This window comes from Xanthobacter sp. BG11Y11_SDJG (genome assembly GCF_057364445.1).
On record NZ_JBNFNU010000102.1, the window covers coordinates 1 to 12,041 of the forward strand.

12 protein-coding genes and 3 pseudogenes are annotated in these 12,041 nt (G+C 69.1%); 13 read left to right on the forward strand and 2 right to left on the reverse strand.

Features of this window, described 5'->3' with window-relative positions; all coding sequences use genetic code 11:
* On the reverse strand, nucleotides 1-191 hold a 191-nt coding region (locus AC2W7M_RS10775), incomplete at its 3' end, for a hypothetical protein (protein ID WP_486132333.1).
* 21 nt (nucleotides 192-212) lie between these two features.
* On the opposite strand from AC2W7M_RS10775, the gene AC2W7M_RS10780 reads away from it, so the two are divergent.
* The 12 genes and pseudogenes from AC2W7M_RS10780 to cydX all read left to right on the forward strand — a co-directional run bounded on the left by AC2W7M_RS10780 (nucleotide 213) and on the right by cydX (nucleotide 11,026).
* The gene (locus AC2W7M_RS10780; protein WP_486132335.1) at nucleotides 213-617 is read left to right on the forward strand and encodes a hypothetical protein; all 405 of its coding nucleotides are present in this window, start codon (nucleotides 213-215) and stop codon (nucleotides 615-617) included.
* Nucleotides 614-1,462, forward strand: coding sequence for an amidohydrolase family protein (locus tag AC2W7M_RS10785; protein ID WP_486132336.1), 849 nt, complete (start codon nucleotides 614-616; stop codon nucleotides 1,460-1,462). The genes AC2W7M_RS10780 and AC2W7M_RS10785 overlap by 4 nt, the downstream gene beginning before the upstream one ends.
* A gap of 23 nt (nucleotides 1,463-1,485) precedes the next feature.
* Nucleotides 1,486-1,812 (forward strand): Dabb family protein, encoded by a 327-nt coding sequence (locus tag AC2W7M_RS10790; RefSeq protein ID WP_486132338.1) that lies wholly within the window; start codon nucleotides 1,486-1,488, stop codon nucleotides 1,810-1,812.
* Between the two features lie 399 nt (nucleotides 1,813-2,211).
* On the forward strand, nucleotides 2,212-3,462 hold the full coding sequence (locus AC2W7M_RS10795) for an ABC transporter substrate-binding protein (RefSeq protein WP_486132340.1): 1,251 nt from the start codon (nucleotides 2,212-2,214) through the stop codon (nucleotides 3,460-3,462).
* A gap of 158 nt (nucleotides 3,463-3,620) precedes the next feature.
* Nucleotides 3,621-4,475, forward strand: coding sequence for a helix-turn-helix transcriptional regulator (locus tag AC2W7M_RS10800; RefSeq protein ID WP_486132342.1), 855 nt, complete (start codon nucleotides 3,621-3,623; stop codon nucleotides 4,473-4,475).
* On the forward strand, nucleotides 4,468-5,478 hold the full coding sequence (locus AC2W7M_RS10805) for a branched-chain amino acid ABC transporter permease (protein WP_486132343.1): 1,011 nt from the start codon (nucleotides 4,468-4,470) through the stop codon (nucleotides 5,476-5,478). The genes AC2W7M_RS10800 and AC2W7M_RS10805 overlap by 8 nt, the downstream gene beginning before the upstream one ends.
* Nucleotide 5,479: 1 nt before the next feature.
* Nucleotides 5,480-6,544: pseudogene (locus AC2W7M_RS10810) on the forward strand (branched-chain amino acid ABC transporter permease); the annotation flags it as partial.
* Nucleotides 6,545-6,574: 30 nt separating this feature from the next.
* Nucleotides 6,575-7,373: pseudogene (locus AC2W7M_RS10815) on the forward strand (ABC transporter ATP-binding protein).
* Nucleotides 7,366-7,887: pseudogene (locus AC2W7M_RS10820) on the forward strand (ABC transporter ATP-binding protein); the annotation flags it as partial. The pseudogenes AC2W7M_RS10815 and AC2W7M_RS10820, both read left to right, overlap by 8 nt.
* Before the next feature lie 269 nt (nucleotides 7,888-8,156).
* Complete coding sequence (locus AC2W7M_RS10825; protein WP_486132345.1) at nucleotides 8,157-9,734, forward strand: cytochrome ubiquinol oxidase subunit I; 1,578 nt, start codon at nucleotides 8,157-8,159, stop codon at nucleotides 9,732-9,734.
* A 5-nt stretch (nucleotides 9,735-9,739) separates the two neighbouring features.
* Complete coding sequence (gene cydB / locus AC2W7M_RS10830) at nucleotides 9,740-10,897, forward strand: cytochrome d ubiquinol oxidase subunit II (protein ID WP_486132347.1); 1,158 nt, start codon at nucleotides 9,740-9,742, stop codon at nucleotides 10,895-10,897.
* Between the two features lie 12 nt (nucleotides 10,898-10,909).
* Nucleotides 10,910-11,026 carry a cytochrome bd-I oxidase subunit CydX gene (gene cydX / locus AC2W7M_RS10835; RefSeq protein ID WP_486132349.1) on the forward strand — a complete coding sequence of 39 codons (117 nt, stop codon included), beginning with the start codon at nucleotides 10,910-10,912 and terminating at the stop codon, nucleotides 11,024-11,026.
* Between the two features lie 157 nt (nucleotides 11,027-11,183).
* Here the strand turns inward: cydX and AC2W7M_RS10840 are convergent, their stop codons facing one another.
* Nucleotides 11,184-11,708 carry a MerR family transcriptional regulator gene (locus AC2W7M_RS10840; protein ID WP_486132353.1) on the reverse strand — a complete coding sequence of 175 codons (525 nt, stop codon included), beginning with the start codon at nucleotides 11,706-11,708 and terminating at the stop codon, nucleotides 11,184-11,186.
* Between the two features lie 89 nt (nucleotides 11,709-11,797).
* Between AC2W7M_RS10840 and AC2W7M_RS10845 the strand changes: the two genes are divergently transcribed.
* On the forward strand, nucleotides 11,798-12,041 hold a 244-nt coding region (locus AC2W7M_RS10845; protein ID WP_486132351.1), incomplete at its 3' end, for a heavy-metal-associated domain-containing protein.

Genomic DNA, 12,041 nt, shown 5'->3' on the forward strand with positions numbered 1-12,041 from the left:
TTCCCGCGCGCCGGGACCGGGACGGGCTCGCCGCTGGCGACGCTGCTGGTGCTCGGCGCCATGTCCGGGCTCGGGGCGGGCAGCGCCAATTCCATGGCCACCTTCCTCGTGCCCTCGGTCACGGCGGACGGCCATTCGGCGGCCGTCGGCGGCCTGGTGGTGGCGTTCGGCAGCCTGGTCTCGGTGGCCACCGCCTCGCCTTCGGCTTCTGGGTGGACCGCCGGCCGTTCGCGCCGCTGCCGGTGGTGGCGCTGCTGTTCCTCGGCGGCGCGGCCGGCTACGCGCTCCTGGCGCTCGGCACCGGCCTCGGGCCGGTGGTGGTCGGCACCGCGCTCGGCTTCGGCCTGGGTTGGGGCTGGTCGGGCCTCTCGCTGCTCGCCGTGGTGCGCGCCAATGCCCGCTCCGCCGGCGCCGCAACTGGCATCACCCAGGCCGGCGTGTTCACCGGCGCCATCTTCGGCCCGTTCCTGTTCGGTCTCGTGGTGGCGCACGGCTCCTACGGCGCCGCCTGGTGGACGGCGGCGGCCATGGCCCTTGCGGCAGCGGGCTGCGCGTTTGTCGGCCACCGCCTTCTTGATCGCGGCGCGCCGCCCTGCCCGGAGAGCGAACCTGCATGAGCACCATCGACGCCCATCAGCACTTCTGGTGGCTGGACCGCCGGCCCCATTCCTGGCCCCCCGCCGCGCGCGCAACCCTCGACCGCGACTTCACGCCGGACGATCTGGTCCGCGCCATGGCCGCGGCCGGGGTCGACGGCACCGTGCTCATGCAGTCGCTCAACGACGCCGACGAGACCGACGAATATCTCGACCTCGCGGACGCGACCCCCTGGATCCGCGGCGTGGTCGGCTGGCTGCCGCTGCGCGATCCGGAAGCCACTGGACGGACGCTCGCGCGCCTGGCCGAGCGTCCGAAGCTGGTGGGCATGCGCCATCTGATCAATTTCGAGCCCGATCCCCATTGGCTCCTGGCGCCCCAAGTGCAGGAGGCCGTGGGGCTCGTCGCCGCTGCCGGGCTGGTGTTCGACGCCGTGCCGAACGATGCCGCCCGGTTCGCGGCCGTGCTCGCCACCGCCGAGCGCTACCCGCACATGCCCGTGGTGTTGGACCATCTTGCCCGTCCGCCGGTCGGCGGTGGCGATGAAGCGGCCTGGCGCGCCATGATCGACCGGGCGGCGGCACTGCCCAACGTCGCCATCAAGCTCTCGGTGGGCCTCGACGTGGTGCTCGCCTGGCGCTGGCGGACCGACGACGTGCGGCCCTTCGCCGAGCACGTCCTCGCCCGCTTCGGCCCGGATCGCGTGATGGCGGCGAGCAACTGGCCGGTGAGCCTCCTCGCCGGCGCCTATGGCGACATCTGGTCCGGCATCGCCGACATCGTCGCCCGCTTCGATCCCGCTGCCGTTCCCGCCGTGATGGGCGGGACGTGCCGGCGCATCTTCCGCCTTCCCGAATTGACCTAAGCCACCATCACCCGGAGGAAACGATGTTCCGCCACATGGCCATCCTGAAGTTCAAGCCGGACGCCGACCCGAAGGCGGTGGAGCGCTATTTCGCGAATTTCCCGAAGCTCGCCACCAGCCTGCCGGTCATCAAGAACTGGTACATCGGCGCCAATGAGGGCGCCGGCGGGGAATCCCACGTCAAGCGCCACAACTTCCGGCCCAATTACGACGTCGGCCTGGTGCTGGAGTTCGACGACGCGGACGGCTACCGAACTTACGCGGAATCGCCGGAGCATCAGGCGTTCTTCGAGGAATTCTGCACGCCGATCTTCGCCGAGCGCGTGGTGGTCCAGTTCCACCCGTCCTGACCTCGCGCCGGGACCGGCCAGCGCAAGACGCTGACTTCGCACGGTCCCGCCAACCTTGAGCTTCAGCATACGGCGCTCACGTAACGGTGAGCGCCGGCGCCCTTCTGCTTGACGTTAGGGAAAGTGCGCGCAACGGTAAGCCCCCGCGAGGGATACAGCCCAGTCGCGATAATCTCCATGAATACCAATGCTCTAGGGGGACCATCCACGGCCGCGCGGCGGGCGCGGAAAGGGCCGATCTGCGCCACTCCAACCGTTTTAAAAGCAGACCCTCGGCTAAGCCGACGATCTTGGCAGCCTATCGCCCTATGCTAGCCTTCCCTTAGGGCGGAACAAAGAAATCCGCCATCGGCACCGCCGTAACAACAGTCGGCGCGGCCGGAAAGGGAGGAATAAGCTATGCGCAAAGCGCTCCTCGCCGCCGCGGTGGCGTGCGGATACTGCTTGGCCGCGGGACCGGGCCTGGCTCAGGAAAAACTGAAGATCGGCGTGATGGCGACGCTCTCGGGCGCGCTGACCTCCGGCGGCGAAGACGGCGTCCGCGGCGTGCAGATCGCCGCCAAGGAAGCCGGCAACAAGATCGCCGGCAAGGAGATCGAACTCATCATCGCCCCGACGGACGCGAGCCCGGATTCCGCGCTGCGCGCCGCCCGCAAGCTGGTCGAGCAGGACAAGGTGCAGCTCATCATCGGCCCGCTCTCCGGGTCCGAGGGCATCGCCATGCGCGACTACAGCAAGACCGTGCCGAACCTCGTCATGATCAACGGTTCGTCCGGCGCGCTCGAGACCACCTTCGTCAATCCCTCGCCGAACTTCTTCCGCTTTAACAGCGACGGCGCCATGTGGATGGCCGGCCTCGGCGAATACGTCTTCAAGGACAAGGGCTACAAGAAGGTCGCCATCATCGGCGAGGACTATTCCTTCCCCTACACGCAGGTGTTCGGCTTCGTGTTGGGCTATTGCAAGGCCGGCGGCGAGATCGTCCAGCGCCAGTGGGTGCCGCTCGGCACCAAGGACTTCGGCTCGGTGATCGCCAACATCCCGGACGACGTGGACGCGGTGTGGCTCGGCCTCGGCGGCGGCGATTCCGTGAACTTCCTCAACCAGTACAGCCAGACCGGCGGCAAGGCGAAGTTCATCGGCGGCTCCATCATGGTGGACCAGACCGTGCTGTCCTCGCGCGGCGCCGCCAAGAAGCTGCTGGTGGGAACCCCCTCGTCCGGCGGCGTCGCCGACGCCTGGGACGACCCGCGCTGGAAGGCCTGGGTGAAGACCTATCAGGACGCCTTCCCGGCCGACAAGCGCTTCGCCAGCCCCTCCCTGTTCGCCACCAACTACTACAACGCGTTCAACGCGCTGAAGCAGGGCATGGAGAAGGTCAACGGCGACCTCTCCGACGGCGGCGCCAAGCTGCGGGCGGAACTGGCCAAGCTCGAACTCGACGCGCCCAACGGCAAGATCAAGCTCGACGAGAACCGCCAGGCGATCGCCAACACCTTCATCACCGAGGTGGCGGAACTGCCGAACGGCGACCTCACCAACAAGTTCGTGAAGGTGGTGCCCAACGTCAACCAGACACTCGGCCTGACCCCCGAGCAGTTCAAGGCGGTGGGACTTCCCTCGCGGACCAATCCCGAGTGCAAGCGGTAAGCGCCGCGCAACTCTGAGAGACCGGGGCGAGGCGATGATGCTCCCCCAACCGACCGCAGTTCCAGACCGGTTCCCGGCGTCGCGCGCTCGCGCGACGCATCGGGCGGGGCTTGCCCGATGCGGCAAGCCCGCGGCCGGAGAAAGTCACGCGAGGAACCATGAGTCGCGCTGTCGCGGTCTGCCACGGTCCCTTCGGCCGGGTGTCGATCTACCAACTCGACCGCCCCCTGGTGCTTCATGCCCATCGCGAAGCGCACCTGATCTTCTATCTCGAAGGCGCCCATGGCCTGGTGAATGTGAGCGGCCAGGAGGTGCGCGTGGACCCCTTCATGGGCGTCGCCATCAATCCGTGGGAGCCCCACAATTTCCATCCCGACCGGCTCGGCTGTTCCGGCCTGTTCCTGGTGGTCTATCTGCGGCCGGAATGGCTCCGGGCGCAGACCATGACGCCCTCCGGCGCCCGCGCCTTTCCCGCCTCGGCCCTGGTGGTGACGCGCGAGCTGGCGGCCTGGCGGGACAAGGCGGTGGACATGTTGTTGTCCAGCCACCGCGAGCTGACGCTGGCGCCGGTGCTCATGGCGCTGGCGCAGGCTTCGAGCGAGCCGGTGGGACCCGACCTCGTCGCCTCGCTGCTGTACCAGTCCGCCGACGGCGCCCTCGACAAGCGCGTGGCGCGCGCCTGCCGGCTGCTGGAGGAACACCCCTCCTACGAGGGTGTGCTCGCCAGCGTGGCCCGCGAGGCGGGGCTGTCGCGCGCCCATTTCTTCAAGCTGTTCCGCGAGCAGGTGGGCGTGACGCCCACGGTGTTCGCCAACACGGTGCGGCTCGACGCGGCGCTGGAGCGCATCGTGCGCTCGAACGATCCGGTCAAGCTCATCGGCCACCGCATCGGCTTCTCGTGCCAGAGCGTCTTCACCCGCTTCTTCACCGCCCACATGGGCATGTCGCCGAGCGACTACCGCCGGGCGCTGCGCCTCGTCGGCCCGCAGATGCCGGAGCTGCGCCATGGGTGACTTCATCGCCCGCCGGCCCATCTCGTCGTTCATCATCATCGTCTTCGCCGCGATCGTGCTGTGGCTGGTGTTCGCGGTGTGGCCGCCGGCGCTGGAGGCGACGCTCGGGCGCAAGCGCGTGTTCCTCAGCGCCCTGTTCAACGGCATCACGCTCGGCGCGCTCTATTTCCTGGTGGCGAGCGGCTTCACGCTGATCTTCGGCCTGATGCGCAACGTCAACCTCGCGCACGGCTCGCTGTATTTGATGGGCGGCTATATCGGCTACAGCATCGGCGAATTGACCGGCTCCTGGCTGGTGGCGCTGCTGGTCGCCTTCCTGATCGTCGCGGTGGTGGGCATCCTCATGCAGGTGCTGCTGTTCCGCTGGATGGAGGGGCAGGACCTGCGGCAGACGCTGGTCACCATCGGCCTCTCCATCATCTTCGCCGACCTGCTGCTGTGGTCCTATGGCGGCGACACCTTCCAGGTCACGACCCCCACGTGGCTGTCCGGCCCCGTGGAACTGCCCTTCATCGTCGGGCTGCGCAGCAGCGGCGAGGCGGTGATGATGAACTACCCGCTGGTGCGCATCGCCATCCTGTTCGGGGCCATCGTCGTGGGCATCGCCATGTGGCTGGCGCTCAACCGCACGCGGGTCGGCATGCTGGTGCGGGCGGGCGTCGACGACCGCGACATGCTCTCGGCCACAGGCGTGCGGGTGCAGCTGGTGTTCATCACCGTGTTCGCCTTCGGCGCCGGGCTCGCCGGACTCGCCGGCGTGGTGGGCGGCACCTTCCAGTCGCTCCAGCCGGGCGAGGACATCAAGATCCTGCTCTCCTCGCTGGTGGTGGTGATCGTCGGCGGCATGGGCTCGATCCCCGGCGCCGCCATGGGGGCGCTCATCGTCGGCCTCGCCGAGCAGTTCGGCTCGGTCTACATGCCCACCTATGCGGTGATGCTGACCTTCGTCATCATGGTCGCGGTGCTCGCGATCCGGCCCGAGGGCCTGGCGGCGAGGCGCTGACATGGCCCTCGCCGAACACCCCTCCGCCTATGCCGCGCGCCGTCCGGACCGCCTGGGCGCGGCGGTCGCCCGGCAGGGCACCGCCTTCTGGGTGGCCGCCGTCCTGCTGCTGCTGATGCCGCTGCTGGTGTCCTCGTTCTGGCTGGTGCAGATTCTCGCCTACGCGATGATCCTCGGCATGATCGCGCTGAGCCTCATGTTCCTCGCCGGCTATGGCGGCATCGTCAGCCTGGTGCAGATGACGGTGGCGGCGCTGGCCGGCTACATGGTCGCCATCTTCGGCCACAGCGCCATCACCCAGATCAGTCTCGGCTGGCCGTGGTGGGCGGCGGTGATCGTGGCGGTGCTGATCGCCACCGCGTTCGGCACGCTGAGCGGCGCGCTCTCGGTGCGGACCGAGGGCATCTACACCATCATGATCACCCTCGCCATCGCCTCGGCGTTCTACTATCTGAGCCTCCAGAACTACACCATCTTCAACGGCTTCAGCGGTTTCAACGGGATCACGCCGCCGGTCTTCCTGGGCGTCGACTGGGGCGAGAACATCCCGTTCTACTACCTGGTGCTCGGCTGTTCCGCCCTCGCCTGCTGGGCCGTGGTCTATGTGGCGCGCGCGCCGTTCGGCCTCGCGCTCCAGGGCACGCGCGACAATCCGCGGCGCATGGCGGCGCTGGGCTTCGACGTCACCGCCCACAAGATCGCCGCCTATGCCTTCGCCTCGGTCATCGCCGCCTTCGCGGGCGTGCTGCTGGTGTGGTACCAGCGCCAGATCTCCCCCGGCACGGGCGGGGTGGGGCCGGTGGTGGACATCCTCATCATCGCCGTGGTGGGCGGGCTGTCGCGGCCGATCGGCCCGTTCATCGGCGCCCTCGTCTACGTGCTGCTGCGCACCTTCTCGCTCGACCTGCTCGAATGGGTGGGGCTCGACGGCAAGCGCTTCCAGCTGCTGGTGGGGCTCGGCTTCCTCGTCATCGTGCTGTTCTCGCCCGAGCGGCTGATCGGCATCTGGGCGCCGCATCACGGAGCGCGCCCGCCGCAGCCGCGAAGCGCGCGCCGCGCAGATGCGCATCGGCGGCGACACGCCGGGAGGCAAGCCATGAGCCGCGCCTCCAGCCTCGCCGTCACCGGCGAGCGGCTCGCCGCGACGGGCTCCGCCAATGCGCTGGAACTGCGCGGCGTCTCGCGGCTGTTCGGCGCGCTGGCGGCGCTCTCCGACATCACCCTGTCCGTCCGCCCGGGCGAGCGGCGGGCCGTGCTCGGCTCGAACGGCGCCGGCAAGACGACCCTGTTCAACTGCATCACCGGCGACTTTCCGCCCACCTCCGGCATCATCCGCTTCTTCGGCGAGGACGTGACGGCCTTTCCGCCCCAGGAGCGCATCCGGCGCGGGCTTCGGCGCACCTACCAGATTTCCTCGCTGTTCACCGGGCTCTCGGTGCTGGACAACGTCTATCTCGCCTGCCGCGGGGTCTCGCGCAACCGCTTCTCCCTGCTGCGCCCGCGCCGGGACGATGCGCTCATGGCCGCCGCCGTAGGCCTGGTGGAGGCGGTCCACCTCACGAGCGTGCGGGACCAACTGGTGGGCGAACTCGCCTATGGCCAGCAGCGGCAGCTGGAGATCGCGCTCGCGCTGTCCGGCGCGCCGCGCTTCATCCTGTTCGACGAGCCGGCCGCCGGCCTCTCGCCCACCGAGCGGCGCGACCTCGTCCACATCCTCACCTCGCTGCCCACCCACATCGGCTACATCATCATCGAGCACGACATGGACGTGGCGCTGCGCGTCGTCGAGAGCGTGACGATGATGCACAACGGCCGCATCTTCAAGGAAGCGGCCGGAGGAGATCGAGACCGACCCCGAGGTGCAGGAACTCTATCTCGGGGGCGGTCATGGCTGAGCGCCTGAAGGCCCCGCCGGCCGCCGGCGTGCCGATCCTGCAGATCGCCGGGCTCAACGTCTTCTACGGGCGCTCCCACGCCTTGCAGGGCGTCGACCTCACGCTGCAGCACGGCGTGCTGTCGGTGGTCGGTCGCAACGGCATGGGCAAGACCACCATGTGCAAGGCCATCATGGGCCTTGTGCCGATCAGCTCGGGCTCGATCCGCCTGTTCGGCGAGGAGATCGCCGGACGATCGCCGGCCGAAGTGGCGCGGCTCGGCATCGGCTACGTGCCGCAGGGCCGCCGCCTGTGGCGCTCGCTGACCGTGGACGAGCACCTGCGCCTGATGCAGCGGGGCACGCGCGGCGCCTGGACGGTGGAGCGCATCTACGACGCCTTCCCGCGCCTCGCCGAGCGGCGCAGCAATGGCGGCGCCCAGCTCTCCGGCGGCGAGCAGCAGATGCTCGCCATCAGCCGCGCGCTGCTGCTCAATCCGCGCCTGCTGGTGATGGACGAGCCCACCGAGGGCCTCGACGGCGCCACCGCGCGGGACGTCCTGACGCGCTGCGCGCCCGCCGCCGGCTGCCACGCACCCTCGTGATCGCCACCCACCTGCGCCGCGAGGCGGCGGTGGCCGATCGCATCATCGCATCGCCGGCGGCCGCATCGCCGGCGAGATGCGGCGCGGCGACCCCGGATTTGCCGACGCGCTGGATGCGCTCAGGCCCGACTGAACCCGCTTTTTCGGCGCCGCAGGGGCGGCGTCCAAACCAGGAGACCGGACGACACCGGAACCACACCATGGAACTCAACGTAGTCGATCTCTCGCGCCTGCAGTTCGCGATGACGGCGCTCTACCATTTCCTGTTCGTGCCTCTCACCCTCGGCCTCTCCGTGCTGCTCGCGATCATGGAGACGGTCTATGTCATGACCGGGCGGCCCATCTGGCGGCAGATGACCAAGTTCTGGGGCACGCTGTTCGGCATCAACTTCGTGCTCGGCGTCGCCACCGGCATCGTCATGGAATTCCAGTTCGGCATGAACTGGAGCTATTACAGCCACTATGTGGGCGACATCTTCGGCGCGCCGCTCGCCATTGAGGGCCTGATGGCCTTCTTCCTGGAAGCCACCTTCGTCGGCCTGTTCTTCTTCGGCTGGGACAGGATGACGAAGGTGGGCCACCTGGTCACCACCTGGGCGGTGGCGCTGGGCTCCAACCTCTCGGCGCTCTGGATCCTCGTGGCCAACGGCTGGATGCAGAACCCGGTGGGGGCGGCCTTCAACCCGCAGACCATGCGCATGGAGGTGGTGGACTTCTTCGCGGTGCTCACCAATCCGGTGGCGCAGGCCAAGTTCGTCCACACCGTCTCGGCCGGCTACGTGACCGCCTCCATCTTCGTGCTCGGCGTCTCGGCCTGGTACCTGCTGAAGGGCCGCCATGTGGACCTCGCCAAGCGCTCGATGACGGTCGCCGCCTCGTTCGGCCTCGCGTCAGCCCTGTCGGTGGTCGTGCTCGGCGACGAGAGCGGCTACCTCACCACCGAGCACCAGAAGATGAAGCTCGCGGCCATCGAGGCCATGTGGGAAACCGAGCCCGCCCCCGCCGGCTTCACGCTGTTCGGCTTCCCCAGCGAGAGCGCGCGCGAGACCCATTATGCCGTGCGCATTCCCTGGGTGCTCGGCCTGATCGCCACCCGCTCGCTGACCCAGCAGATTCCTGGCATCGAGGAACTGGTGGCCGGCGCCGAGCGCAATATCGCCTCCGGCATCAAGGCGTTCGACGCCCTGCAGCAGATCCGCGCCGCCGGCAGCACGCAGGCCATCCCCCCCGCCGCGCGGCAGGCCTTCGAGGCGGACGGGCACAATCTCGGCTACGCGCTGCTGCTGAAGCGCTATGTGGACGATCCGCGAAAGGCCACGCCCGAGCAGATCAAGGCCGCCGCATGGGACACGGTGCCCAGCGTGCCGACCCTGTTCTGGTCGTTCCGCATCATGGTGGGGCTGGGCTTCTTCTTCATCGCCTTCCTCGCCCTGTTCTTCGTGCTCTCGGCGCGGCGCATGCTGGACCGCTACCCGCTGCTGCTGCGCCTCGCGGTGCTCGCCATCCCGCTGCCCTGGCTGGCGGCGGAGCTGGGCTGGGTGGTGGCGGAGGTCGGCCGCCAGCCCTGGAACATCGAGGGCGTGCTGCCCACCGTGGCGGGCGTCTCCAGCCTCGGCGCCACCACGGTGCTCGCCACGCTGGTCGGCTTCGTGGCGATCTACACCGTACTCTTCATCATCGAGATGACGCTGATGCTGCGCGCCATCCGCAAGGGCCCCGAGCCGGACGACGCGCCGGAGGCGGAGCTTCTTCCCCAATCCTTCGCCGCTGCGGAGTAGGACCCATGATCCTTCACACCCTCATCGACTACGACACCCTGCGCGTCATCTGGTGGCTGCTGCTCGGCGTGCTGCTGATCGGCTTCGCGATCATGGACGGGTTCGATCTCGGCGCCGCGATCCTGCTGCCGTTCGTGGCGAAGACGGACCTCGAGCGGCGCGTGGTCATCAACGCCGTCGGCCCGGTCTGGGAAGGCAACCAGGTGTGGCTGATCCTCGGTGGCGGCGCCATCTTCGCCGCCTGGCCGCCGCTCTATGCGGTCTCCTTCTCCGGCTTCTACCTCGCCATGTTCGCGATCCTGTTCGCCCTCATCCTGCGGCCCGTGGGCTTCAAGTATCGTTCCAAGCGCGAGAGCGCCGCCTGGCGCAGCGGCTGGGACTGGGCGCTGTTCGTCGGCGGCCTGGTGCCGGCGCTGGTGATGGGCGTCGCCGTGGGCAACGTGCTTCAGGGCGTGCGCTTCCACTTCGACACCGACCTGCGGATCTTCTACGACGGCACCACCCTGTTCGAGCTGCTCAACCCCTACGGCCTGCTGTGCGGGCTGCTGTCGGTGGCCATGCTCGCCATGCACGGCGCCGGCTGGCTGGCGCTGAAGACCGACGGCCCGGTCGCGGCCCGTGCGCGTACGTTCGGCCGCCTCGCCGCGGCGGCCACCATCGTGCTGTTCGCGCTCGGCGGGGTGTGGCTGTGGCTCGCCGGCATGGGCTATCAGATCGTCGGCACGATCCCGGCGGACGGCCCATCCAATCCCTTGGCCAAGTCGGTGGCGCTCGCCCCGGGCGCCTGGCTCGTCAACTTCGCCGCGCATCCCTGGATGCTGGCGGGGCCAGCACTGGGCTTCCTCGGCGCGCTGGGCAGCCTCGCGCTGCTCGGCTCGCGGTCGCAGGGCGGGGCGTTCCTGGCCAGTTCGGCCGCGATCTTCGGGATCATCTCGACGGTGGGGCTTTCCATGTTTCCCTTCATCCTGCCGTCGTCGGTAGACCTGCGCTCCAGCCTCACGGTCTGGGATGCCTCGTCGAGCCATCTCACCTTGTTCATCATGCTGGTCTGCGCGGCGATCTTCGTGCCGATCATCATCGCTTATACCGCGTGGGTCTACCGCGTGCTTTGGGGCAAGGTGGACGCGCGCGCGATCGCCGATGACAGCAGCCACGCTTACTGAGGGAGACGCGTCATGTGGTACTTCGCTTGGTTGCTCGGACTGCCGCTGGCTGCCGCCTTCGCGGTGCTCAACGCCATGTGGTACGAGCTGATGGAGGACCAAGCCGCCCAGGCGCCTGTCCGGAAATAGCCGGCCGCCGCCTTCCGATCGCGGCTTGGTCGCGGGAGGCCCTTGGGCCGGCCCGCCCGACACCGTTTTGCCTGTGGCACGTCTGGCTGTACCGTCTCGCTGCACGGTCCTACGGCGCCCTCTTCCTTGCTGCGCCCTCTTGGCGCCGGGCACTCCGTCACGCCGCGCGGGGATGGCGCCGCTTCGCCGCCCGGACCGGCGCTTCCGGCCGCCCCGATGCGGCCGCATGGAAGCGGCACTGGCCGTGGTCGGCCAAAGTCTCGATCACCCGGCAGTCGGCCATCCGGCCGTGGGCGCAGGCCTCGACCATCTGCGCCAGCTCCGCCTCCAGCGCCTTCAGCGCCGAGATGCGGCGGCGCACCTCCGCGAGCCGCGCACCGGCGATGGCGTCGGCCTCGGCGCAGGGCTGGTCCGGCCGGTCCTGGAGATGCAGCAGCGTGCGGATGGCGTCGAGCTCGAAGCCCAGTTCGCGCGCATGGCGGATGAAGCCGAGCCGCTTCACCGCGTCCGCCCCATAGAGCCGGCGGTTGCCCTCGGTGCGCGGCAGCGGCGGCAGGAGGCCGGCCGCCTCGTAGAAGCGGATGGTGGGCACCTTCACGCCGCTCGCTTGCGCCGCCGCGCCGATGGGCAGCAGCACGTCCACATCTCCCGGCGGCACGGCCTCGGAGGGGGCGGTCTTCATGGTGCGCGACATGGGGCTTGCTCCTCTAGTCGCTAGAGCATTTAGGGTGCCGGCCGAACGAATGGAAGGGCGAGCAGAAAGGCCGCAGAATGAACGCTCCGCAGGTTCTCAGCCGGTTCCGCGTCACGGGCATGGACTGCGCCTCCTGCGCCGCCAAGATCGAGGGCGCGGGGCAGCGGGTGGAGGGCATCACGGAGATTTCCGTCTCGGTAGCCGCCGGCACGGTCTCGGTGCGGCACGCGGAAGGGCTCGACCTGACGGCGCTGACGCGGCGCCTCGCCCCCATGGGCTATACGCTCGCGCCGCTCCCCGCCGGCGCCCCGTCGGAGGCGC